General features: G+C 58.5%; 27 protein-coding genes and 2 pseudogenes. 16 read left to right on the top strand and 13 right to left on the bottom strand.

Annotated elements, in window-relative coordinates:
- Window positions 1-19: 19 nt before the first annotated feature.
- From FZZ93_RS00275 to FZZ93_RS00205, 14 genes and pseudogenes are all read left to right on the top strand, one after another.
- Entirely contained in the window at window positions 20-574 is a 555-nt protein-coding gene (locus FZZ93_RS00275) for a DUF8051 family protein (RefSeq protein ID WP_149320330.1), read from the top strand.
- Window positions 575-610: 36 nt separating this feature from the next.
- A complete protein-coding gene (locus tag FZZ93_RS18675; protein ID WP_149320329.1) occupies window positions 611-1,054 on the top strand; it encodes a GNAT family N-acetyltransferase in 444 nt (147 codons plus the stop codon).
- Between the two features lie 119 nt (window positions 1,055-1,173).
- A pseudogene (locus FZZ93_RS18460) lies at window positions 1,174-1,686 on the top strand (GNAT family N-acetyltransferase).
- 145 nt (window positions 1,687-1,831) lie between these two features.
- Complete coding sequence (locus FZZ93_RS00260) at window positions 1,832-2,419, top strand: HNH endonuclease (RefSeq protein WP_149320328.1); 588 nt, start codon at window positions 1,832-1,834, stop codon at window positions 2,417-2,419.
- Between the two features lie 385 nt (window positions 2,420-2,804).
- A complete protein-coding gene (locus FZZ93_RS18380; RefSeq protein WP_223111743.1) occupies window positions 2,805-3,125 on the top strand; it encodes a hypothetical protein in 321 nt (106 codons plus the stop codon).
- A 438-nt stretch (window positions 3,126-3,563) separates the two neighbouring features.
- A pseudogene (locus tag FZZ93_RS00245) lies at window positions 3,564-4,356 on the top strand (aminoglycoside adenylyltransferase family protein).
- An 80-nt stretch (window positions 4,357-4,436) separates the two neighbouring features.
- Window positions 4,437-4,865 (top strand): hypothetical protein, encoded by a 429-nt coding sequence (locus FZZ93_RS00240; protein ID WP_149320327.1) that lies wholly within the window; start codon window positions 4,437-4,439, stop codon window positions 4,863-4,865.
- A gap of 91 nt (window positions 4,866-4,956) precedes the next feature.
- Complete coding sequence (locus FZZ93_RS00235) at window positions 4,957-5,244, top strand: hypothetical protein (protein ID WP_149320326.1); 288 nt, start codon at window positions 4,957-4,959, stop codon at window positions 5,242-5,244.
- 241 nt (window positions 5,245-5,485) lie between these two features.
- Window positions 5,486-5,674 (top strand): GFA family protein, encoded by a 189-nt coding sequence (locus FZZ93_RS18455; RefSeq protein ID WP_342780033.1) that lies wholly within the window; start codon window positions 5,486-5,488, stop codon window positions 5,672-5,674.
- Between the two features lie 304 nt (window positions 5,675-5,978).
- Window positions 5,979-6,377, top strand: coding sequence for a fosfomycin resistance glutathione transferase (fos, locus tag FZZ93_RS00225; protein WP_149320824.1), 399 nt, complete (start codon window positions 5,979-5,981; stop codon window positions 6,375-6,377).
- Window positions 6,378-6,696: 319 nt separating this feature from the next.
- Window positions 6,697-6,951 carry a YciI family protein gene (locus FZZ93_RS00220; protein ID WP_149320325.1) on the top strand — a complete coding sequence of 85 codons (255 nt, stop codon included), beginning with the start codon at window positions 6,697-6,699 and terminating at the stop codon, window positions 6,949-6,951.
- A 114-nt stretch (window positions 6,952-7,065) separates the two neighbouring features.
- On the top strand, window positions 7,066-7,419 hold the full coding sequence (locus FZZ93_RS00215) for a nuclear transport factor 2 family protein (protein ID WP_149320324.1): 354 nt from the start codon (window positions 7,066-7,068) through the stop codon (window positions 7,417-7,419).
- 81 nt (window positions 7,420-7,500) lie between these two features.
- Window positions 7,501-7,968 (top strand): GNAT family N-acetyltransferase, encoded by a 468-nt coding sequence (locus FZZ93_RS00210; protein WP_149320323.1) that lies wholly within the window; start codon window positions 7,501-7,503, stop codon window positions 7,966-7,968.
- Window positions 7,969-8,099: 131 nt separating this feature from the next.
- Window positions 8,100-8,507 (top strand): cytidine deaminase, encoded by a 408-nt coding sequence (locus FZZ93_RS00205; protein ID WP_149320322.1) that lies wholly within the window; start codon window positions 8,100-8,102, stop codon window positions 8,505-8,507.
- A gap of 149 nt (window positions 8,508-8,656) precedes the next feature.
- Here the strand turns inward: FZZ93_RS00205 and FZZ93_RS00200 are convergent, their stop codons facing one another.
- The 4 genes from FZZ93_RS00200 to FZZ93_RS00185 all read right to left on the bottom strand — a co-directional run bounded on the left by FZZ93_RS00200 (window position 8,657) and on the right by FZZ93_RS00185 (window position 13,313).
- Window positions 8,657-10,378 (bottom strand): proline--tRNA ligase, encoded by a 1,722-nt coding sequence (locus tag FZZ93_RS00200; protein WP_149320321.1) that lies wholly within the window; start codon window positions 10,376-10,378, stop codon window positions 8,657-8,659.
- Between the two features lie 112 nt (window positions 10,379-10,490).
- Window positions 10,491-11,393 carry a carbon-nitrogen hydrolase family protein gene (locus FZZ93_RS00195; RefSeq protein ID WP_013332064.1) on the bottom strand — a complete coding sequence of 301 codons (903 nt, stop codon included), beginning with the start codon at window positions 11,391-11,393 and terminating at the stop codon, window positions 10,491-10,493.
- Entirely contained in the window at window positions 11,390-11,986 is a 597-nt protein-coding gene (locus FZZ93_RS00190; protein WP_149320320.1) for a GNAT family N-acetyltransferase, read from the bottom strand. Before FZZ93_RS00190 ends, FZZ93_RS00195 begins: the two co-directional genes overlap by 4 nt.
- A 133-nt stretch (window positions 11,987-12,119) precedes the next feature.
- The gene (locus FZZ93_RS00185; RefSeq protein WP_149320319.1) at window positions 12,120-13,313 is read right to left on the bottom strand and encodes a benzoate/H(+) symporter BenE family transporter; all 1,194 of its coding nucleotides are present in this window, start codon (window positions 13,311-13,313) and stop codon (window positions 12,120-12,122) included.
- 158 nt (window positions 13,314-13,471) lie between these two features.
- Between FZZ93_RS00185 and FZZ93_RS00180 the strand changes: the two genes are divergently transcribed.
- The gene (locus FZZ93_RS00180) at window positions 13,472-14,047 is read left to right on the top strand and encodes a helix-turn-helix domain-containing protein (RefSeq protein WP_149320318.1); all 576 of its coding nucleotides are present in this window, start codon (window positions 13,472-13,474) and stop codon (window positions 14,045-14,047) included.
- On the opposite strand, the gene FZZ93_RS00175 is transcribed toward FZZ93_RS00180, so the two are convergent.
- The 6 genes from FZZ93_RS00175 to FZZ93_RS00150 all read right to left on the bottom strand — a co-directional run bounded on the left by FZZ93_RS00175 (window position 14,037) and on the right by FZZ93_RS00150 (window position 19,389).
- Window positions 14,037-14,921 carry an N-acetylmuramoyl-L-alanine amidase gene (locus tag FZZ93_RS00175; protein WP_149320317.1) on the bottom strand — a complete coding sequence of 295 codons (885 nt, stop codon included), beginning with the start codon at window positions 14,919-14,921 and terminating at the stop codon, window positions 14,037-14,039. The two genes, FZZ93_RS00180 and FZZ93_RS00175, sit on opposite strands and share 11 nt — an antisense overlap.
- A gap of 7 nt (window positions 14,922-14,928) precedes the next feature.
- Window positions 14,929-15,672 (bottom strand): DUF3307 domain-containing protein, encoded by a 744-nt coding sequence (locus FZZ93_RS00170; protein ID WP_149320316.1) that lies wholly within the window; start codon window positions 15,670-15,672, stop codon window positions 14,929-14,931.
- A complete protein-coding gene (locus FZZ93_RS00165) occupies window positions 15,669-16,310 on the bottom strand; it encodes a hypothetical protein (RefSeq protein ID WP_149320315.1) in 642 nt (213 codons plus the stop codon). Before FZZ93_RS00165 ends, FZZ93_RS00170 begins: the two co-directional genes overlap by 4 nt.
- Before the next feature lie 98 nt (window positions 16,311-16,408).
- Entirely contained in the window at window positions 16,409-17,587 is a 1,179-nt protein-coding gene (locus FZZ93_RS00160) for a vWA domain-containing protein (RefSeq protein ID WP_149320314.1), read from the bottom strand.
- A 6-nt stretch (window positions 17,588-17,593) separates the two neighbouring features.
- A complete protein-coding gene (locus FZZ93_RS00155; protein ID WP_149320313.1) occupies window positions 17,594-18,439 on the bottom strand; it encodes an AAA family ATPase in 846 nt (281 codons plus the stop codon).
- A gap of 68 nt (window positions 18,440-18,507) precedes the next feature.
- A complete protein-coding gene (locus tag FZZ93_RS00150) occupies window positions 18,508-19,389 on the bottom strand; it encodes an NAD(P)-dependent oxidoreductase (protein WP_149320312.1) in 882 nt (293 codons plus the stop codon).
- A 486-nt stretch (window positions 19,390-19,875) separates the two neighbouring features.
- On the opposite strand from FZZ93_RS00150, the gene FZZ93_RS00145 reads away from it, so the two are divergent.
- Window positions 19,876-20,514 (top strand): LysE family translocator, encoded by a 639-nt coding sequence (locus FZZ93_RS00145; RefSeq protein WP_041601986.1) that lies wholly within the window; start codon window positions 19,876-19,878, stop codon window positions 20,512-20,514.
- A 64-nt stretch (window positions 20,515-20,578) separates the two neighbouring features.
- On the opposite strand, the gene yejK is transcribed toward FZZ93_RS00145, so the two are convergent.
- The 3 genes from yejK to FZZ93_RS00130 all read right to left on the bottom strand — a co-directional run bounded on the left by yejK (window position 20,579) and on the right by FZZ93_RS00130 (window position 23,385).
- Complete coding sequence (yejK, locus tag FZZ93_RS00140) at window positions 20,579-21,574, bottom strand: nucleoid-associated protein YejK (protein ID WP_013332075.1); 996 nt, start codon at window positions 21,572-21,574, stop codon at window positions 20,579-20,581.
- A gap of 102 nt (window positions 21,575-21,676) precedes the next feature.
- Window positions 21,677-22,438, bottom strand: a complete 762-nt coding sequence (locus tag FZZ93_RS00135; RefSeq protein WP_013332076.1) for an ABC transporter permease — start codon at window positions 22,436-22,438, stop codon at window positions 21,677-21,679.
- Complete coding sequence (locus tag FZZ93_RS00130; RefSeq protein WP_149320311.1) at window positions 22,435-23,385, bottom strand: ABC transporter ATP-binding protein; 951 nt, start codon at window positions 23,383-23,385, stop codon at window positions 22,435-22,437. The genes FZZ93_RS00135 and FZZ93_RS00130 overlap by 4 nt, the downstream gene beginning before the upstream one ends.
- Window positions 23,386-23,496 lie beyond the last annotated feature (111 nt).

Below are 23,496 nucleotides of genomic sequence, written 5' to 3'. Positions count from 1 at the left end.
TTAAGCGAGAGGAAACCCTATGGAAAATTACATTGGATATGCTGTGGCGGGCTTGCTTGCTATATCCGCTGTATTACTTGGGACCTTGATTCCTGGAGGCCCAATTGAGAAAAGAGATTTCTCGCATATATCTCCCTTAAAACTGGGAGTGTTTAATGTGTTCCTAACTGCTTTAGGGGTTGGTAGTTTTCCCTTAGTCTATTTTTCAATTGAAGGGTTTGAGGTTGCATTTATCGCAGCAGCATTGTGTGGAATATCGTATTTCCTCGTGTATGCCTTGGATTTAGGAAAAATTTTCCCCGTCTCTCCCGATAGGATGCCTCGCGCGTTATTTTGGATTGAGGTTGTCGGGCTTCTCCTATCCATACCGCTATTACTTCTATCACTTATCTATATGTTCATGTCAAAGGGTAGTAGCAACGTCACTGGCGTTCAATCGAGTGCTATGATAATGATATTGGTTGTTATGATTGCCTTGGGTGTTGGAATAGTCATATTCGCTACAAAATCAGCAACGAGACAATCGCCTAACAAAGCTAATTCAGCCGACGAAACAAGCCGCGTGGATGATTAGCGGCGTTAGGCGGCTGAACAACCATCCTTGAAACCTATGAACTCATCAGTCCGCCTCCGGGCACCTATCGCTGAGGATGCTCCCGACCTCGTTCTGCTATTCGCAGAGCTTGGTTATGTCGTCCGTGAGCAGACTGTACGCGACAATATTCGTAGCCTTTCAAACGGCTCTGCCGATCGGGCTTGGGTTGCAGAAGCCCCCAATGGTCTTCTTGGGCTAGTGAGTGTCCATTTGACCCCGCTATTCCATGCCCCAGGCCATCTCGGTCGCATTACATCATTGGTGGTGTACAGCCATGCTCGTGGCCGCGGTATTGGAAGCCTTCTCGTACGTCAAGCGCAAGATTACTGCCGAAAGTCTGGCTGTGAGCGCATCGAACTTACTAGCGGCGACCATAGGGAAAAGGCGCACCGCTTCTACGAGAGCCTCGGATTTCAAGTTTGCTCTCAACGGTACGTCAATGCCATAGGCGCCGACTAACAATTCGTTCAAGCCGAACCCGTATCGGATCTCCACCTACGTGCTTTTACACTACGCTAGCACGCAGTATTCACCTCGCCACGGGTCGACTTAACTCTGGCGTTATATGCTTAGAGGAAATGGATAATTCGATGATTGAGACTGAAAGATTAATACTCAGACCTGTAACCTCAGAAGATATTGATATTTATGAAAAGCTTCTTGCTTGCGCTGAAATAACGAGATATTTGCCTGGTGGAGAACCTTTTAGCTTGGAATGCATCCAGAATTACGTACCAAGCAAAGTGGCTCACTGGTCGAGAGGTTATGGCACTTTTGTTGTAGCGTTAAAGGATAATCCGTCTCAAAAAATCGGTTATGTCGGCATTGAGCTAATTCCCTAATCTAACTTTTCAGATATTAGATATGCATTAATACCTCAATATCAAGGTAAAGGGTACGCGTTTGAAGCTTCAAAGGCCGTTCTAAATTTTACCTTGGAGACGGGCTTTGTATCTGAGGTTTTTGGTGTGGCGGTAGTTGAAAATCTGGCATCAGAAAAACTACTCCGCAAGCTGGGTATGCAAGAGTCTAAACAGCGTTTATACGACAGCGATGATCTAGTTACACTGTCTACTCAAACACGCATATAACAAACGTTTCAAGATGGGTTCGCAACGCTCGGCGGGCTTTGGTTTGATTTTGTTTTTGTATATAAGGTGTAATAATTGAGTGTCGTGGTAGCGTTGCTCACCACTTAAGTGGGTGTTATGAACTAAAAACAATCTGGTGAAAATTATGCCAACGGTAACCGAATGTCTGTACCGTAACCAGAAAATCAGTGTTGATCGTGCACTTGAACTTGAACTTGAACTGAAGCGGAGCGACGGCGGAAATCGCTGGTCACATCTTAACTTTAGTTGCATCGAGTGCGGAGAGCCTGTCAGACCACATCGTGGCGGCGGCCACGCTTCTGCTCATTTTGAACACCTAGATAGAAACCCTGATTGTTCACTTAGCCACCGCATGCGTGATACAACAAATGCAACTAAGCTACGAGCCGACTACGCTCTTGACGATATAAAAGCTATTGAAGGCTATGAGATTGATAGAAAGATCACTACTCTGGCTCGGAACGCCAGTATAGTGGCCAAGTGCAAGAAGAGGGATGACTATACATGCCAAGCCTGCGAGTTCCGTCTTCAGCTCGAAGGACGGTTTGTCATCGAGTGCCACCATATAAAGCCGCTTGCTGAAAACGGGATGCGCGACGTTTCTCTTGATGAGTTAGTTTGTCTTTGCCCCACTTGTCACCGTATCGCACATACCCGAAAAGAGCCGTTCAGTGTTGAAGAAATTAAGAGGCTTCGTGAGCGCCGATCATAACAATCGCATGCACTAGGATAGAAAAAAGCACCGCTCTTCGTTACTTGTTGCTATGTTTTTTCTGCTGGTGATACGCAATGTTATGTTTAGGAGAATGCATTGAGTTTATGGTTTTAGTAAGCAAAGTTGATTGGTCTTTAACCAAAGATGTGATTTCTATTATTGGTGCAGTTGGTGCTCTACTTATTAATGTGTTTGGTCTTTCGACATGGAGAAGACAGCTTCGCGGAACAAGTGAGTACGAGTTGGCGAAAAAGCAATTTTAAAGGATTATGAGATTCAGCTGGCTCTTCAAAACGTAAGAAACCCTGTTCTCCATTTGAGCAAGGAAGAGGTTGAAGCCGGACGTAGAATCGAGGAAGAGCAGCGAATTTATGGTGAGCGCATGAATCACCTGTATGAAATATGGGCCGAGATGCAAACTATACGTCTAGAAACAAAAATTGTTTGGTCTGATGAGGCTCATGACTGCTTCAATGAAATCAAAAAAAGAATCGGAGATGTTAGAGGCGCAATCTGGCTGCATTTCTGGATGAAGGGAGCATACGCTGGTCCAGGCACACAAGTCGACAATAACCCAGATAGGGTGGCTGAAAACGACAAAGTGGTTTACTTCGTCTCAGATGATGATGAGTTTAGTGTGAGGGTTTTAGACGCTATTAATGAAGTTGAGGATTTCTTGGGGCCCAAGGTTCGGAGGAAGTAGGCATAATCGGCATAATAAGAACAGGCAGCACCGCCCCGCGGGGTTGGGCCTCACTCCACTCGGCCGCTACTTTAGGCGTTATGTGGCTTAAGGAGTTTAGGTATGGCATTCAGCAGACCAGGAAAAGCAACTCTACTCGAAGTGAAGGGGCTACGGTAGTTAAATGTTTTGAGGAAATAAGTATGGATTCTTCTTCTGAGTTGGCGAGCTATGAGCCAAAAGAAATTACTGAGAGAATGGCGTCTATGCTCAGAACTACCCGTTGAACGAATAGTCCTCAGGCTTTATCGGCGGTTAAGTCCGCAATAGAAAGAACAAGGAAAGGTCTGTAGGTGGGGGTGTGTTCACATAATAAGGCGCTATTGTCGCCGCTATCGCGGCTGGGACGGCTTACGCTTCGCTTCAGCCGCCCCAAAGCTGAGCGTTAGGGCAAAAGGAATTCCGATGCATATGGCAGATCTAGAGATCCCAGAAGAAGCAAAGCACGCCCAGTCAGTCGTTGAAGCCGTGCTTGGTGATTTGATCGTCGGTGTCTACCTTTACGGATCGGCGATCGTGGGTGGCCTAAAACGTGACAGTGACGTTGACGTGTTGGTCGCGGTCACTCATTCGCCTACCTTTCTGCAAAGGAAATCCTTGGTTGCCCGACTGATGAGATTATCTGGGGCTATCGGAAACTCGAAAGGCACAAGGCCGGTAGAGCTTACTGTGGTCGCAGTGCCTGATGCTGTCCCTTGGCGATTTCCGCCTCGGGCTGAATTCGTCTATGGTGAGTGGTTGCGAGAAAAGCTCGAGGCTGAGAGCGTGTCGGAGCCTACACGCGATCCTGATCTAACCATTGTTCTGAAAAAGGTACTCGATAACAGCTTGCCGCTGTATGGAAGTGATGCTTCTGAGGTTTTTTGAGCCGGTGCCACTAGCTGATATCAAAAATGCTATCCGTGATTTCTTGCCAGATCTATTAACCGAGACTGTTGGTGATGAACGAAATGTGGTTTTGACATTGTCGCGGATGTGGCTGACGGCTACTACTGGTGATATCGCATCGAAGGATATTGCCTCGGTATGGGCTGAAAATCAAGCCCCTCCTAAGCATGCGAGGTTGTTGAAGTACGCCCGAGAAGGCTACCTTGGAAGGATTAAAGATAGATGGGAAGACAAGTATGAGGGTATGGAGGAACTTGTTTTACATATGAAAAAGAAAATTGAGGAGAATCTTGGTGATCTGTAGTGAGCAAAGCCCTAACTATCAAAGGCACAGGGGTAAATTTTCCCGTGCTGTGGGCGGTAAGTAGTTCGGAGGCTACTCTTATGAATTACAAGAATCCACAACGAAGTTCATCACAATGGTGGATATGGCCATTGCTTCCATTTGCAGCAGTAGTTGGCGCGAGTATTGGCACATTTCTGCTTACCCTAATGCAATGGTTTGGAATGAAGATGCAGGGTGGGTTTAGTGAGGACGGTTGGTACTTTTTATATATCCTTCCTGTCATTTCATCGTTAGCCTTTGGGTGGCTTTACGCATACATAACACTATATCTTGCACCCAAAGGAAAAGTTATCACTGCCTCAGTAATGGTTACGGTTCTTGGTGTGATTTCAGCTATTGGCTTGCTGTTTATGTGGCTAAATCCATATCGCGAGCTAGGCGAGGCTATTCAAGCATCACTGGGTAGTATCGCAACCATGATTGCTGCAATTACAACAATAGTCACACAGAAGGGTGACTTTGAGTGAAAACGTCCAACCATGCTTTCCACTCGACCAAAAAATGCTTCGCGGTTTTCGTCGGATGGGCTTGGTCGGTGCACGGATCATGGAGCGGCATATGACCGAAGGTGAAGCTAGGGCTCTCGCAATCCAAGAGACAGACTACTGCTATGTCCTTGCGCGTGCGTGGGAAGACCAGGAAAAGCACGGAATCTGTCTCGAACGGATTTATACGAAAGGGCGTTGCGAAGAAATCCGGATGGCGTGGTGGAAAAATGGCCAGTTCCAGACACGTCCAGCGGATATAGATGTAGTCAACTGGGTTCGACTGTTCGAGAACGCAGTCTCGGAAGGTGTCTTTACGGCCGATGAAAGGCTTGGAATGCTCCAAGCCCTGGTCCGGTAGTAGTCACACCGAAGGTCTGTTCAACACGTCGCTCAACGTGACTGGCTTACGCTTCGCTTCATCCAGCACGTTAGCTCTGCGTGAATGACCGTACCTTGCCGCCAATTCCTTGGCTCGTCGGGATGCGTAAAAGTTTTAAACCTATTAAATTTGGAGATAGGTTATAGTGAACAGTATATATCATAACATTAAGGGTCGCTGCCGGTGCGGGAAGATAGAATTTTAAGTTATTGCAATTCCAATGATCACAATGGCTTGTCACTGCACAGGATGTCAGAGAATGACGTCAAGCGCATTTAGTTTGAGTTCGCTATTTTCGAGTACTGACTTGTCGATCACATCCGGGGAGCCTGTTATCGGCGGGCTGCGTGGAACCACGCATCACTTTTTCTGTGGGCATTGCATGAGCTGGTTTTTCACTCGACCATGAAGTCATGGATGACTTTGTAAATGTACGCTAAATTATGCTAGATGATTCTCGAACGTACAAGCCATTCATTGAAACTTACACGGATGAAAAGCTTGGGTGGGCCACTACTGGAGCAGAGCATAGCTTTCCTAAGTTTCCGCCGCAGGAAAAGTTTCCAGAACTCCAAGAATATACGAAGAAGCATGGGTAAATACAGTATCTGAGGATAGGGGGAAGTAAGTCACAAATCAGTTTCGCCGGATAAATTACTCGCTCTGCTCCCATTTTTCCGGTGAGCTGGGAGTTATATTTAATGGAGTAAATGGTGATTTCAGGAATCAATCACATAACTATCGCAGTCAGTGACTTGGAGCGCTCTCTCCAGTTTTATCGAGATGTTCTGAATTTTTCTGCTCACGTCAGATGGAATGAAGGGGCTTATCTATCTGTGGGTAACTTATGGTTCTGCCTGTCTTGCGATGAACCGTGTCCCAAGAGCGACTACACTCATATTGCATTCGACGTTTCATCGACTGAATTCGAGGTCTACGCTTCCCGCATCGTTTCTCTAGGTGTGGAAGTTTGGAAGAAAAACAAAAGTGAAGGGCAGTCGCTTTATATTCTGGATCCCGATGGCCACAAATTAGAATTACACGTAGGCTCGCTCGAGAGCAGGCTCGAGGAACTTAAAAGAAAGCCATATGATGGGCTCGTTTGGCTTTAAAACTAACATGATGTTCAAGATGGCTTTTTACATTTGCAGTTTTGAATCAATTTTATTCTTTGTGGCGTAATGTGTTGCGTTTGGGTGGCTGCACTGTTTGCTTGTTGACGTGGCATCCAAAGGGAGGCGTCTCAGTCTACATGGCATATGCGTGACAAAAGACTTCGATGGAGCATGTAGTCCCCGATGTTTTTTGGCAAGAAAACCTGCCAAGGGGGGCTGTTTTCGTCAAAATCTGAGTAGTGTCGCATAGTGTGACGAGCACAACTATGTGGATGCTGCATATTTGAGTGTTAGGTATCTGGTAAAAGGAAAACGCATGCTTAGGTATCTGGTTACGACCTTCCGCACACCTCAGTTTGATCCATCAGTCATCGAAGCGCACTATGCGTTTCTTGATGATCTTAGAGAGAAAGGCCAGCTTGAGCTTGCTGGCCCTTTTACGGATAAATCTGGAGGTGCTTATCTGATTAGGGCGGCGGATCTGGAGGAAGCAAAGGCCATCGCATTTAGTGATCCGGTGCATATATCAAAGTCGTCAATCGTCACTGTTTATGAATGGAATGCCAAGTGAGTGCCTAACTGTTGACTCCGGGTGACGAGCGGAAGCGCACCTCTTTATGTGTTTCGGTCTTTGGCTGAGGCATTTTGTGCGCGTCATAGGTCGAAATGGTAATTGGGATTAGAGATGGATGTTTTTCGAGAAATTGAAGCATTAGAAATGGAGCTGGTAGATCCCGACACCCGAAAGAATGTTGCCCGTCTTCAGAAGTTGCTAGCAGATGAGTTTCTTGAGTTTGGTAGCTCCGGAATGGTGATTCGTAAACATGACGTACTAAGTAATGCTGACTTTTCTGGTGAAACTAATTATCAGCTCAGTAATTTTGAGTTCAGGGCGCTGGGTGATAAACACATTTTGGTTACGTATAGGTCGATAAAGTCAGCCGTGGAAATAGCCTATCGAAGCTCTATTTGGGTAAAGGAAAGTGGTCGCTGGAAAATGTTGCATCATCAATCTACCGTAGTTCCTAGTGTTATTTGACAAGCGTTATCATGCGAAGTTGTTTTTTGGAAATTCAAGTTTTCTGTTAGTTTAGATGTTGGTCAATGGAGTCAGATAACCATGACGGTTTCTTTTGTTGTTATAGAGGACGAGCCAAGCCGCCCGGTTGTGGCCGAGTTACTGAAGGAGCATCTTAGTAATATGGCGAAACACTCTCCGCCAGAGAGCGCTCACGCGTTGGATGTCAAGGGGTTGCAGGCGAAGAACGTAACCTTTTGGAGCGTTTGGTCGGGGGCTGAATTGGCCGGATGTGGCGCGCTGAAAGAGCTAACACCATACCATGGTGAGATAAAATCTATGCATACATCCTCTTCCTATCTTAGAAGAGGGGTAGCTTCAGAGATAATGAAGCATTTGATGAATGTCGCGAGTAAACGAGGTTATCGGCGACTGAGCCTCGAAACGGGCTCTGCAGAAGCCTATGTTCCCGCACGTTATCTCTATGCCCGGTTTGGCTTCGAAGTCTGTGGTCCCTTCTCTCACTACCAAGAGGACCCACATAGTACCTTTATGACTCGCGAGTTATGATTGCCTTGAGTGGCGGGGTAGTCATGCTTTTCTAAAAATCATAAATGGGGAGCACGCCTTACCAAGATAATTTGTCCAGCGAATAATAGAGCGACTAAATTAGTGAGGGTATAGCTCTTTAAGGATTAATCATGAGCGTCGAGATGGATTTATACAATGCTGCGGTTAACCTTGTTCTAGACCGATATCCTGAAGGGTGGGGTGGCGCAGCAGCTGTGATGACTTCAACTGGGCGGGTTCTGACTAGCGTGGCCCCAGAAACTAAAAATGATGCATTGTCGCTTTGTATGGAAGTTGGGGCATATCTGGAAGCACATAAATTCAACGAAGCCGTTACCCATTCGCTATGTGTTTATCGTGATGATGAGCACTCTACATTCAAGATTCTGACCCCTTGTGGTATCTGCCAGGAGCGCCTGGTCCATTGGGGTGGGGACGTACTTGTTGCCATTACAAATATTGATAATAAGCTAATATTCAAGCCTGTTAGAGAGTTACAGCCTTTTCACTGGTCAGGGGTCAATGGTGATGAGCTGTAACGGGCACCGGAAACTTGGGCACTGCCGTAGGCGTTCTCACAAACACCGATAAAGCGCTGCTTTCCTTACCCAACAATCCAACCCCACCAGGATTGAGAGTTTCTCGAAGCCTGGTGGGGTTTTTATGGTTTATCGCAGATGGATATGCCTCAGCCGCCGATCTTCTCGCGCAGGAAGGCGATGACGTCGTCGATGGGGATCATGGTGGCTTCGCTGTCGCGGCGGCCCTTGTATTCCAGTTCGCCCTTGTCGAGGCTGCGGTCGCCGATCACGATGCGGTGGGGAATGCCCATCAGTTCCTGGTCGGCGAAGCGCACGCCGGGGCGTAGGTCGCGGTCGTCGAGCAGGACGTCGAGCCCGGCGTCGGAGAGCGCCTGGTAGAGGCGTTCGCTCTCGTCGCGCACGCGCTGCGACTTGTGGGCGTTCATCGGCACCAGGGCGACGTTGAAGGGGGCGATGGCGTCGGGCCAGATGATGCCGGCGTCGTCGTGGTTCTGCTCGATGGCGGCGGCGACGACCCGGGTCACGCCGATGCCGTAGCAGCCCATCAGCAGGGGCACGGCCTGGCCGTTGTCGTCGAGCACGGTGGCGTTCATCGCCGTGGAATACTTGGTGCCGAGCTGGAAAACGTGGCCAACCTCGATGCCGCGGGCGATGGAGAGAGTGCCCTGGCCGTCCGGTGAGGGGTCGCCCTCGACCACGTTGCGTAGGTCGGCGACCTTGGGCAGGGCGACGTCGCGCTCCCAGTTGATGCCGAAGTAGTGCTTGCCGTCGACGTTGGCGCCGGCACCGAAGTCGCTCATCAGCGCCACGCTGCGGTCGATGATCAGCGGCATCTCGCGGTTCACCGGGCCGAGCGAGCCGGGGCCGGCACCCACTACCGCGCGAATCTCTTCCTCGCTGGCCATGGTCAGGGGAGCGGCGATCTCGGGGAGATTCTCGGCCTTGACCTCGTTGAGCTCGTGGTCGCCACGCACCAGCAGGGCGACCAGCCCGCCTTCGGCGCCGTGCACCATCAGCGTCTTGATGGTCTTCTCGATGGGCAGGCCATGCTGCTCGACGAGGGTGGCGATGGTGCGCGCGTTCGGCGTGTCGACCAGGCGCAGTTCTTCCTGGGGCGCCGGGCGCTCGGGTGTCTCGCCGAACGGTGCGGGCAGTGCCTCGGCCTTCTCGATGTTGGCGGCGTAGTCGGATGAGGTGGAAAAGACCACCGCGTCCTCGCCGGAGTCGGCCAGTACCTGGAACTCATGGGAACCGGAGCCGCCGATATCGCCGTTGTCGGCCTCGACGGCGCGGAAGTCCAGCCCGAGGCGCGTGAAGATGCGCACATAGGCGTCATACATGGCGTCGTAGGAACGCTGCAGGCCGGCCTGGTCGACATCGAAGGAGTAGGCATCCTTCATGATGAACTCGCGGGCGCGCATCACCCCGAAGCGCGGGCGGGTCTCGTCACGGAACTTGGTCTGGATCTGGTAGAAGTTGGACGGCACCTGCTTGTAGGAGCGCAGCTCGTTGCGCACCAGATCGGTGATGACTTCTTCGTGGGTCGGGCCATAGCAGAAGTCGCGATCATGACGGTCGCGGATACGCAGCAGCAGGTTGCCGTACTGGTCCCAGCGGCCGGATTCCTGCCAGAGCTCCGCCGGCTGGATCGCGGGCATCAGCACTTCCTGGGCGCCGGCGCGGTTCATCTCCTCGCGGACGATGTTTTCGACCTTGCGGAGCGTGCGCAGCCCCAGTGGCAGCCAGGTATAGAGTCCCGCATTGAGGCGGCGAATCATGCCGGCGCGCAGCATCAGTTGATGGCTGACGATGTCGGCGTCGGCGGGGGTTTCCTTCAGGGTGGCTATCAGAAGTTGACTGGCGCGCATGAGTCCTGGGTCACCTCGGGTCTGGGGCTTGTCTTGAGCATGAATGAAGCCGCGCTGGGCGGGATATCATGGCATTGTACGGTGTGGCGGGATCGGCGGCAAAAGCTCGGACTCAGATCAACCGGCGCGGCTCGACGCCAGACCCGAGCCGTTCGAGCTGTCGCTCCCAGTCGGCGTGGTTGTCGACCTGGCCTCGCTCGCGCAGGGCGGCGATGGCCTCGAGGTCGAGGGTGGCGAATTGCCAGCCCGGGGTGGCGTCGTGGCTCTTCACCAGGATGCCGTCCGGCGGGAAACCGCGATCGCAGGGCGTGTAGACGGCGGCATGGCCGATATTGATATCCACGGCCGGCGACCACAGTGCCTCACCGACGGTGGGCGAGTGGATCACCGCCACCTGTTGCTCGATGGCCCGTGCCTGGGCGCTGAGCCTGACGCGCTGGTAGCCGGCCTGGGTGTCGGTGCAACTCGGCACCAGCAGCAGCTCGGCCCCGGCCTCGATCAGTGCCCGTGCCAGCAGCGGGAATTCACTGTCGTAGCAGATCAGGACGCCGAGGCGTCCCGCCGGGGTATCGAACACGCGCAGGCCATCTCCCGGGGAAATGCCCCATTCGTTGGTCTCGAAACGCGTCATGAGCTGCTTGTCCTGGAAGTCGGCATCGCCGCCTGGAGTGAACAGCCAGGCGCGATTGACGAAACGGCCGTCCTCGCGTTGCCAGGGCAGGGAGGGGGCGAGCAGTGTCACGCCATGGGTGATGGCGAGCTCACGCCAGGTGTCGTGGAAGGCCTCGCGCCAGGGTTGCAGGCCATGCAACTGCGCCTGGAGGTCGTCGCGTTCGGCCTCGGGCAGCAAGGAGGTCAATTCCATGCCGCCGTATTCCGGGAACACCAGCAGCTCGGCGCCCCGGCTGGCGGCATCGTGCACCCAGCGGGCCGCCTTGGTGCGGAATGCCGCCATATCCTCGAGAGCCTCGATGGGATACTGGGCGGTGGCCACGCTGAGAATGGCGTTGCTCATGCCGGGGTCTCCCTCAGCCAGAACACCATGGGCTTGGCGGTTTCCTCAGTGTCGTCGAGGTCCTTCCAACTGAAGCTCGTGGCGAGTTCCGGGATACGCCGGTAGCCCCGGCCCTGCCAGAAATCGTGCAGAGGACGATAATCGGCTGGGCGACGCGGGTGGTCGTCCGGCCGCTCCACGGCGCAGAAGGCCACCCAGGTGAAGCCGGCCTTGGCGGCGTGGCGCTCCCGGGCATCCATGAAGGCGTGGCCGAGGCCGGCGCCGCGATAACCGGGGAGCAGGACCGATTCGCCGTAATAGAAAACGTCTTCGACCCGGTAGCCGGCCTTCTCGAAGGGGGCGCGGAACTCCTCCAACTCGTCGGCCAGGGGTTGGGCGGTAGCGGCGCCGATCAGGCGTTCACCGTCCAGGGCCAGCACGAAGAGGCTGCGCGAGTTGTCGGCGTAACGCTTGAGATAGTCGGCTTCATAGGCCGGGTCGCCGTCGTACAGATAGGGGTAATCGCGGAAGACGCGGATACGCAGATCCGCCAGCGCTTCAAGATACGGGACGATTTCCGCCCCTTGGCAAGTCGTCAGTTGCGGTGTCGGCATGGCGTTTCTCGTCGACGATGTCGGGGATCGGTCAGACGGCGCGTCAGCGCTTCGTTCGTGTCATGACACTATCAGGCCAGTGTCGGGCTGCCCATCGCCACGGCGACGTTTTCTGCCGAGTCGGCGACGCCTCTCAGGCTCGACGGTGCAGCACCCAGAGGGTGACGAGGCCACCCACCAGTCCCCAGAAGGCGGCGCCGATGCCGGCCAGGCTGATGCCCGAGGCGGTGATGAGGAACGTGACCAGGGCGGCGTCGCGATGCTCGGCATTAGCCAGGGCGTTGGCCAGGCCCCCGCCGAGGGTCGGCAGCAGGGCGAGGCCGGCCACGGCCATCACCAGCTCGGCCGGGAAGGCGGCGAACAGTGAAGTGACGGTGGCGCCGAACAGGCCGAGCAGCAGGTAGAAGCCGCCGGCGGCGAGGCCGGCGGTGTAGCGGCGCTCGGGATCGGCGTGGGCCTCGGGCCCTTGGCAGACCGCCGCGCTGATCGCCGCCAGGTTGAGTGCGAAACCGCCGAACGGGGCCAGGGCCAGGGTCGTGATACCGGTGCCGCCGATCAATGGCGAGATCGGTGGCGCATAGCCGGCGGCGCGGATGGCGGCTATGCCGGGCAAATTCTGGGAGGCCATGGTGACCACGAACAGTGGCACGCCCACGCCGATTATCGCGGAGAGCGAAAAGCTGGGCATGATGAAGTCCGGGCTGGCCAGGGCCGGCGTGACCTCGCCCAGGTGCAGCGAGCCCTCGAATAGTGCCATGGCGATGCCGACGGCCAGCACCATCGGGATGGCGTAGCGCGGCCAGAAGCGCTTGCCGGCGAGGTAGGCGGCACACATGGCCAGCGGTAGGCTCAGGTTGCGTTCCATGGCCATGAACAGGTCGAGCCCGAAGCGCAGCAGCACGCCGGCCAGCAGTGCCGAGGCCAGGGCGCGGGGCAGGCGGTGCATCAGGCGTTCGAACAGGCCGGTCACGCCGCACAGGGTGATCAACAGCGCCGAGAAGAGAAAGGCGCCGATGGCATCGCTCATGGCCACGCCGGGCAGGCTGGTGGCCAGCAGGGCGGCGCCGGGCGTCGACCAGGCGGTGAGCAGCGGCATGCGGTAGCGCCACGAGAAGACGATGGTGGTCAGTCCCGAGCCGATTCCCAGCGCCCACATCCAGGAGCCGATCTGTGCCTGACTGGCGCCGGCCGCCTCGGCGGCCTGGAAGATGATCACCGCCGAACTGGTGTAGCCGATCAGCACGGCGATGAAGCCCGCCGTGAGGGTGGAGAGCGTGATATCACCGAGCGGCGCAGCAAGGCGGTTTGCCGAGGGTTTGCTGGACATGGTGCGGTCTCCTGAATGGTTGTGCGTTATAGCGCACATTCTTGGCAAGTTCGGCAAGATAGCATCGTGCGTTATCGCGTACAATCCGCGGCAGGGCTCGTGGAGATCGCCGCGGGCGAGTCGAAGCAGCGAATGTCTCGGAGGAGGATCGGCGTCGCATGGAGGATATTTCGCGACACATCGCCGCCACGCTCAGGGCGCTGCGCGAGCAGCGCGGCTGGAGCCTGGATCGCACGGCACGGGAAACCGGCGTCAGCAAGGCCATGCTGGGGCAGATCGAGCGCGGCGAGTCGAGCCCCACGGTGGCCACCCTTTGGAAGCTCGCCAGCGGGTTTCGGGTGTCATTTTCCGGCCTGCTGGGTGGCGGCCCGGTGCCGTCGGAGAGGGTGCGCCACGGCGCCGAGACCGTGTGGGGCGAGGATGCCTCCGGCATGCAGGTGGAGCCGTTGTTTCCCTTCGACCCGCTGCTGGGCTTCGAGCTGTTCGTGATCACCCTGGCACCGGGCGCGATCAGCGAGTCGGCGCCTCATGCGCCGGGCGTGGTGGAGCACCTGGTGGTGATCGAAGGGGCCCTCGAGATGCGCCTGGACGACGACTGGCAGCGCCTGGAAACGGGAGAGGGGCTGCGCTTCGCCGCCGATCGTCCCCATGCCTATCGCAATGCCGCCACGACGTCGACCCGCTTTCACAATGTGATCCACTATCCGCGTGATATCGAGTCGCTCAACGACTGAGTTCCGCTGCTTGCTCCTGCGATTCCAGCCGGGCCAGGGCCTCGGGACGGTACTTCGCCAGCAGGGCCCACAAGCGGGCGGCGCTTTCGATATCGGGGCGTCCCCGGTAATCGGCCGGACGGAAATGCATCTGGAAGGCGCGCAGCACGGCTCGGGTTCGCTCGTCGAGCTTTCCTTTCGTGGGCAGCGCATAGCCCCATTCGGCCAGCGCCTGCTGGAAGGTGGCCAGGTCGGGCGGTCGCGTGGCGAAGCGTCGACGGTAATGGGCCACCTCGTCGGCATCGGGCCAGGCGCCGATGCCTGCCTCGTGCAGCCGTTTCCAGGGAAAGGCCGGCCCCGGGTCGACCTTGCGTTCGGGGGCGACATCGGCATGACCCAGGATGTCGTCGGGCGCGATGTCGTGGCGTGCCGCGATATCGCGGAGCAGGGCGATCAGGGTGTCGATCTGGGCGTCGGGATAAGGCGCCCAGCGCCGCTGGTCGGCACCGGGTTCGGGACCGGCATTGACGATCTCGATGCCGATGGAGGTGGCATTGAGACCGCTCTGGCCGCGCCAGTGACTGGCCCCGGCATGCCAGGCCCGACGCGATTCGTCGACGAGCTGATAGACGCGCTGCTCGCCTTGCCGCGCCGGCACCGGCAGCAGGTAATGGCTGCTCACTCGAGGGCCGGTCAGGATCGACAGCGACGTCGCTTCGTCCTCATGGGTGTAATGGATAATCAACTGGCTAACCCGACTGTCATGGGCGGATGACGGGTGCCCGTGGTCGACGCGGTAGCCGTCGCGGGACTCCAGAGGGGCGCAGCCTGCCAGCAGCGCGCTCAACACAAGAGCGCTCAACGGCAGGGCTCCCAATCGCCGATGTCTGATCATCTTGACCTCATCCACCCCAGAACAGCGAACGCGCCAGCAGGCCGAGCACCAGGGTAAGGGCGATGCTCAGCAGCGTGCCCAGCAAGACGTATTCGGTGAGCTTGCGGTCCTTGCGCTCGCGTAGGTCGCCATAGCGCAGCACCGACTTGGCGGTCAGCAGAAAGCCGACGGCGGCGAGTTCGTCCTGAAGCACCAGGGTCAGTACCAGCAGGCGTTCGAGAATGCCGATGCGGGCGCCGGCGGCCACCAGAGTGCCGGGGTCGACGACGTCCTGGCTCCAGGGGCGCAGGGCGAGCGCGATGGCCAGCGACATGGGGCGCGTGACCAGCAGGTAGGTGAGCAACAGGCCCAGGGTGTCGGGATGGGTGAACCACGCCAGGGCGGCCGTCAGCGGAGCCGTGCCATCGACCCAGACCAGCCACAGGCCGAGCAGTACCAGCAGGTGCAGGGCCTGGTCGAGCAGGAACCAGTGCAGCTTGCCGGGGTCGAGGTGCGACTTGCCCAGATCGATCAGCCAGTGGCTCGCCGCCACCACCAGGGCGCCGGTTGCGGCGAAGGCGGTGCTGGCCCCGGCCAGCAGCAGGACCAGCAGGATCAGTACGCCATGCAGGCCGGCATGCAGATAGAGCGATGCCGAGCGTGCCTTGTGCTGCTGGCGCGAGTCCACCCAGCGGCGAGGCTGCAGCAGGAAATCGCCGGCCAGATGCACCAGCAGCATGCCGAGCAGGGTGGCGGTGGTCGCGGCGGTCATGATGACGGGCCCTCCGTGGCCAGGCGTGAACGGAAGAAGGCCAGAGTATCGGCCAGCAGCGTCCAGCGTGCGGTACGCAGTCGCTTGTGGACGCTGGGTTGGCGGATGCCCAGGCGTTCGGCCAGTGCCTGCTGCGATTCGTCGTGCCAGAGCCGCAGGTGAATGATTTCGGCGGCGTGCCGGGACCAGCCCTCGATCAATTCGTCAACGTAGCGGATCAGCAGGTCGAGACCGGCATCCTCGGGTGCGTCGACCAGCGAAAGGGCGAGGTGGGCATCGTCGTCCAGGGCATCGAGGCACTGGCCCGAGGTCACGAAGACCGGACCATCGGCGGCCGCCAGGGCGGTGTCGGGCTGCCAGGCGTCCTGACCGATCGCAACGGCGACGCGAGCGTCCCAGCGGCGCGTCTTGCCGTGCATGATGAGATAGGCGCGCAGCGCCACGGCGATCTCCAGGGCGGCTTCGGCGTGCGGCACGGCAAGCTGGAAACCGTCGCCGCGAAAGCGCTCGTAGCGGCCACCGTGGTGCGAGGCCAGGCGGTCGAGGGCGTCGTCGAGCACGCCATGCAGATGCTGGCTGTCGTCGATGCGGCGTGAATCGATGATATCGCCCGTGAGGACGGCTATGGGTTGCGTCATGGGTGGAGTATAGCCAATAAACGCTATTTTTCCACTTTATAGCTAAAAAAGGCTATATTCTTATTTTATAGCCATAAAGGGCTATTAACTGTCGTCAGTCAGCGAGCCAGTTCCGTCATGGCGTCTTCCAGCCCACTCAGCGTCATGGGGTACATGCGATCCGCGATCAATTCGCGGATCAATTGGGTGGAGTGGGTGAACTCCCAGAAACGATGCGGCATGGGATTGAGCCAGGCGAGCTTGGGAAAGGCCTGGGCCAGTCGCGACAGCCATACCGCGCCGGCTTCCTCGTTGAAATGCTCGACACTGCCTCCTGGATGGGTGATCTCGTAGGGCGACATGGCGGCGTCGCCGACGATCACCACCTGATAGTCGGCGCCGTAGGTGTTGAGGATGTCCCGGGTGGGCGTGCGCTCGCGAACACGCCTGGCGTTGTTCCGCCACAGCCCTTCGTAGGGGCAGTTGTGGAAATAGAAGTGCTCGAGGTGCTTGAACTCGGCGCGGGCGGCGGAGAACAGTGTCTCGCAGGTACGGATGTGATCGTCCATGGAACCGCCGACATCGAGCAGCAGCAGGACCTTCACGGCATTGCGGCGTTCGGGGCGCATTTGGACGTTGAGCAGGCCACCATCCCGGGCGGTGGCGCGGATGGTGGCGTCGACATCGAATTCCGCCGCCGCACCCTGGCGGGCGAAGCGACGCAGGCGGCGCAATGCCATCTTGATGTTGCGGGTACCGAGCTCACGGTCGGCGTCGTAGTCGCGAAAGCGACGTTCGTCCCAGACCTTCGTCGCCCGGCGATGCCGCGAGCCATCCTGGCCGATGCGAATGCCCTCGGGGTTGTAGCCGTAGGCGCCGAAGGGACTGGTGCCGCCGGTGCCGATCCACTTGTTGCCGCCGGCATGGCGTTCCTGCTGCTCCTCGAGTCGGCGCTTGAAGGTCTCGATCAAGGACTCGAGTCCGCCCAGCGATTCGATTCGCGCCTTCTCCTCCTCGCTGAGCTGCTTTTCGAATTCGCGACGCAGCCAGTCATCGGGAATCAGCGCCTCGATACCTGCGTCCAGGTCCTCCAGACCCTCGAACCAGGCCGAAAACGCCCGGTCGAAGCGATCGAAATGGCGCTCGTCCTTGATCAGCACGGTGCGGGCCAGGTGATAGAACGCCTGGAGGTCGGCGAAGACCACGCCTTGCTCGACCGCCGCGTGCAGGTCGAGCAACTCGCGCAGCGACACCGGGACCTCGAAGCGCCGCAGGGTCTCGAACAAACCGATGAACATGGCGGATCAGCGCCTTTGCCGACGCATCATGAAGGCCAGCCGCTCGAGCAGTTGGGTATCCTGCTCGTTCTTGACCAGGGCGCCGGCCAGCGGGGGAAGGGCGCGCGCAGGGTCGCGTTGGTAGAGCGCTTCCTGGGCCAGTTCGTCGGCCATCAGCAGCTTCAGCCAGTCGACCAGCTCGGAGGTGGAGGGCTTCTTCTTGAGCCCCGGGGCCTCGCGCAGCTCGAAGAACACCTCCAGGGCCTGGCCGACGAGGCGTGGCGCGATCTCGGGGAAGTGCACGTCGACGATGTCCTGCATCGTCTGCTTGTCGGGAAAGTCGATGTAATGGAAGAAGCAGCGACGCAGGAAGGCGTCGGGCAGTTCCTTCTCGTTGTTGGACGTGATCACCACCACCGGGCGCTGACGGGCACGAATGGTCTCGCCGGTTTCATAGACGTGGAACTCCATGCGGTCGAGTTCCTGGAGCAGGTCGTTGGGGAACTCGATGTCGGCCTTGTCGATCTCGTCGATCAGCAGAACCACCCGCTCGTCGCTGGTGAAGGCTTCCCACAGCTTGCCGGGATGCAGGTAGTTGGCCACGTTCTCCACGCCTTCGATGCCCAGTTGCGAATCCCGCAGCCGGCTGACGGCGTCGTATTCGTAGAGCCCCTGGGCGGCCTTGGTGGTCGACTTGATGTGCCAGGTGATCAGTCGCGTATCCAGTGATGCTGCCAGCTCCTCGGCCAGCAGCGTCTTGCCGGTGCCCGGTTCGCCCTTGATCAGCAGGGGGCGCTGCAGGGTGACGGCGGCGTTGACCGCCTGCTTCAAGGCCTCGGTGGCCACATAGGTCGAGCTGCTGTCGAATGCCATGAATCGCCTCGTGTCTGTATTCAAACGAGTGTACGTAAGGCTGCCTGTGCCGACAATCACCTGCGGTGTCAGGCTTGGCGATAGGTCTCGACCAGCGTGGCCGGATCACTCTCGCCGTGGCCATGGGCGGCATGGGCCCGCATCAACTGGGCGGCCAGACCGCTCATTGGCGTGGCGCTGAGGGAGCGGCCGCCCTGGGTCACGGCCATGTCCAGGTCCTTGAGCAGGGTACGCAGGTGCCAGGGCGGCGACGTGAAGTCGCTGGCGGCCATGCGCGGGGTGAGGATGCGCAGCGGCGTGGAGTCGGCGAAGCCGCCGGCTAGAGCTTCGGTGAGCCGCGAGGCATCGACGCCGCTGGTCTCGGCCAGGGCCACGGCTTCGGCGATCACCGCCGCCTGACAGCCGACGATCATCTGGTTGCAGAGCTTGGTCACCTGGCCGCTGCCCACCGGGCCCATGTGCGTGATGCGCGCGGAGAGCGGTTCGAGCAGGGGGCGGGCGGCGTCAATGTCGTGGTTCTCCCCACCGCACATGATGGCGAGCGTGCCGGCCTCGGCACCGACCACACCGCCGGAGACGGGGGCATCCACCCAGCGCATTCCGCGGCGTTCGGCAAGTGCCGCGGCCATGTGTCGGGTGGCGTCGGGGTCGCTGCTGGACAGGTCGATCACCAACTGACCCTGCTGCCCATGCTCGGCCAGGCCATCGGGACCGAACACGAGCTCCTGCACGACCTCGGTGTTGGCCAGGCACAGCATGATCACATCGACGCTCTGGATCAGCGAGGCGACGTCGTCGGCAAGCCGTGCGCTGCTGTCGGCGGCCACGGCGGCGGCTTTCTCGGGCGAGCGGTTCCAGAGGGTGACATCGAAGCCGGCGTCGCTCAGGCGCCGTGACATGGGATCGCCCATCAGGCCGATACCGATGAAACCGAGGCGGGAGTGGGGCATGGGAAAAGACTCCATTGTGGCGTTTCCGATGCCTAGAATGCTTCATGGAATCCATTTCCATCAAATCGTGTGAGCATCGTGAGTCGAATACGTGCAACCAAGGTCGGATTGTCGCGGCGTGTCGAATGACGTTTCATGAGCGCAAACAACGAGATCACGACAGGCATGTCGGTGGACCTCGGGGGCCCAACAAAAAAAATGTCCCCCGAAGGGGACAAGAGGAGCACGCCAGCTCACGTCCTTTATTATCCGAAAATCATGCCTGTATAAAAAAAGTAAAACAAAAACAAAAAGTTGAGGATTTCGTCATGCGGCGGCCCATGTCTTGGGCCGCCGCTTTCATGTTGGGCTGCACCAGTTGGTTACCGTCGAGCGCCTGCGTGCCTCATGGCAGGGCAGTCGAATCGGCGTCGCCTTTCCGGCTCAACGGCGATAGTCTTGATATGTCCTCCCCATCGTCGTCACAGTGACAAGGAGCCCGTCATCATGCTGACCTATTCGCTGGCCCATTGGATGACCTTCCTCTCCGCCGCGGTTCTGCTGAATCTGTCGCCGGGCCCCGATATGGCGTTCATTCTCGGACAGACTGCCAGGCACGGTCGGCGTGGCGGTGTCGCCGCCATGTTCGGGGTCTGGAGCGGTGCCGCGCTGCATGTGGGCATGGCGGCGTTGGGACTCTCGGCAGTGCTGGCCACCTCGGCACTGGCGTTCTCGCTGGTGAAATGGATCGGCGCGGCCTACCTGGTGTGGCTGGGGCTGCAGATCCTGTTGCGTCGCGGGGCCGAAGCGGCATCCAGCGTCAGCGTGCCGAGCACGCCTCGTTCAGGGGCCATCTTCCGTCAGGGGATCCTGGTGTCGGCGCTCAACCCCAAGGTGGCGATATTTTTCCTGGCCTTTCTGCCCCAGTTCGTGGTGCCCGGGGCCGGTCCCGCCGCCCTGCAACTGGCCCTGCACGGCGCCCTGATCATCCTGGTGGCGGCAGTGATCGAGCCGCCGCTGGTGTTCCTCGGCGCTCGGCTGGCGCGTGCCATGAGCGGCCATCGGCGACTCGGCGCCTGGCTGGAGAAGGGGCTGGGGGGCCTGTTCGTGCTATTGGGGGTGAAGTTGGCGCTGAGCGAGCGCTAGGGGGAAACGCTGATTTATTGCTGCGCTCAGCTGTCTTCCTTCTTCCCTCTTATGTCTTGCCCCTTTATTCCTCTTTCCGTAGTTGCTTGCGCAGTCCGGTGGGCACCTGCTTGATGATCAGCCGGTCGTTTTCCTCGTCGTATTCCACGGCGGCGCCGAGCAGGTGGGAGTCGAAACTGATCGAAACGCCGGCCGCGCGTCCCGTGAAGCGCTTGAAGGCCTTGAGGGTGCGCTTGTCCGGGGGAATCTCGGGTGCCAGGCCGTAATCGCTGTTGCGGATGTGCTCGTAGAAGGCCTTCGGCTGCTGCTCGTCGACCAACTCGGAGAGTTCCTCCAGCGTCATCGGCTCGCCACGGCTGGCCTGGTCGCTGGCGTAGTCGATCAGGGCGTCGGTCTTCTCGCGGCTGGTTTCCTCCGGCAGGTCCTCGTTTTCCACGTAGTCGCTGAAGGCCTTGAGCAGGGTGCGCGTTTCCTGGGAGGCATCGAGCGATTCGCTGGCGCCCAGCACCTCGGCGAAGGCGTCGGCGAGCTTGCGGCCACCGCGATCGCGCGTGTAGGACAGATAGGGGTGAGAGGCGCTGCCGGAGTGCCACTGGCCGATATCGAGGCGCGCGCCGAGTGTCATCTGGGAGAGGTTGAGTTGCCGGCTGGGCACGATCTCCAGTTGCTCGCCGATACCGAAGCCCTCGCGGTGGTGAAGCAGCGCCATGATCAGGTAGCGCGCCTCGCCTTGGCGATGATCGACGACCAGCAGGTGGCCGCCCAACGGCAGGTGATCGTCGACCAGGGGGGCGATGGCATGGGCCAGTTCGTGGGTCAGTTCGGTGAAATCGAGTTCGTCGTCCAGGTAGCGCTTCAGATGGCCGGGCAGGCTGGCCTGGGTGTCGTCGTTGAAGCGTCCCCAGCTCTTGGCCTTGGCATGATAGGCGTCGTTGAGCCCGGCCAGCAGCTCGTCGAGGGCGGCCGAGGCCTCGAGTTCCCCCGAGGCGGGCACGACCCGGGCGGGGCTCTCGCCGTCTCGTTTGTCGATGCGGTGGATGATGCTGTGCAGGATCGGCATGGGGACCTCGCGGCTCGCGGATGACGGGCGGCGATGATACCGCAAGAGCCCCGGGTTCGGCTGCCCCGATGGAGCAGCGGTGGAAGGTGGCGAAAGCGAGCGTCAGGGCTTGAGCCGATAGCCGGTACGGAAGATCCAGTTCACCACGGCCAGTGAGACCGCCAGGAAGAGCGCGATCATGCCGAGGCTGGCCCAGATGCTGACATCGCCCATGCCATAGAAGCTCCAGCGGAAGCCACTGACCAGATATACCACCGGGTTGGCCAGCGTCACGACCTGCCAGGCAGGGGGCAGCATGTCGATGGAATAGAAGGTGCCGCCGAGAAACGTCAGGGGCGTGATCACCAGCAGCGGCACCAGCTGGAGCTTTTCGAAGCCGTCGGCCCAGATGCCGATGATGAAGCCCAGCAGGCTGAAGGTCAGGGAGGTGAGCACCAGAAACAGCAGCATCATCAATGGATGGGCGATGGTGAAGGGCACGAACAGGCTGGCCGTGGCCAGCACGATCAGGCCCAGGATCACCGACTTGGTGGCCGCGGCGCCGACGAAGCCGAGCACTACCTCGAAATACGAGATGGGCGCCGAGAGAATCTCGTAGATGGTGCCGGTGAAGCGTGGGAAGAAGATCCCGAAGGAGGCGTTGGAAACGCTCTGGGTGAGCAGCATCAGCATGATCAGGCCGGGTACGATGAAGGCACCGTAGCTGACGCCGTCCACTTCGCTGATGCGGGTACCGATGGCCGCGCCGAATACCACGAAGTAAAGCGATGTCGAGATCACCGGCGAGACGATGCTCTGCAGCACGGTGCGCAGGCTGCGCGCCATCTCGGCGACGTAGATGGTCTTCACGGATCTCAGGTTCATGCGTCCTCCCGGACCAGGCTGACGAAGATCTCCTCGAGGGAACTCTGCCGAGTGTGGAGATCCTTGAAGTGAATGCCGGCGGCTTCCAGGTCGGCCAGCAACTCGGCGATGCCTGCGGGCTCGTCCTCGCCCTCTGCCTGGCGTGCGGCATCGTAGGTGTAGACCAGGGCGTGGCCGTCTTCCTCGAGGGTCAGGTCATGGCCGGTGAGGGTGTCGGGGATGCGTGTCAGCGGCTCGCTGAGATGCAGAGTCAGCGCCTTGCTGCCGAGCTTGCGCATCAGTTCGCGCTTTTCCTCCACCAGCACCAGTTCGCCGGCACGGATCACACCGATGCGGTCGGCCATCTCTTCGGCTTCTTCGATGTAGTGGGTAGTGAGGATGATAGTCACGCCGTTCTCGCGCAGGCCCCTCACCACCTCCCACATGTCGCGGCGCAGCTCGACGTCGACGCCGGCGGTGGGTTCGTCGAGAAAGAGAATCTGCGGTTCGTGGGCCAGTGCCTTGGCAATCAGCACGCGTCGCTTCATACCGCCGGAAAGCGTGATCAACTTGTTGCGGCGTTTTTCCCAGAGGCTCAGCGAGCGCAGGGTCTTCTCGACATGGCCGGGCGAGGCCGGCTTGCCGAACAGGCCGCGGCTGAAGCTCACCGTGTCCCAGACCGTGGAGAAGGCCTCGCCGGTCAATTCCTGCGGCACCAGGCCGATGCGCGAACGGGCCTCGCGGTAGTCATGGACATTGTCGTGGCCATCCACCAGCACCTTGCCGCCGCTGGCATTGACCAGCCCGCAGATCACGCTGATCAGGGTGGTCTTGCCGGCGCCGTTCGGGCCGAGCAGGGCGAAGATCTCGCCGCGCCGGATCTCGAGATCGATGCCCTTGAGGGCCTGGAAACCGCTGTCATAGACCTTCGACAAATCTTCGACATGAATCACCGTGGCATCACTCACTGGCCACCTCCCGTGTCGCTGGTGGCACGCTTGGTGTCACGGCACGTGTTCGGCGTGCGCTGGCTGTCCTGTGCATCGGTACTCCCTCATGGAGTGAATGGCGACCCGTGT

Source organism: Halomonas eurihalina, from assembly GCF_008274785.1.
In the GTDB taxonomy this organism is placed as follows: Bacteria; Pseudomonadota; Gammaproteobacteria; order Pseudomonadales; family Halomonadaceae; genus Halomonas; species Halomonas eurihalina.
Note: the sequence above shows the minus strand (reverse complement) of the source record. Positions and strands in the feature narration are given on the sequence as shown.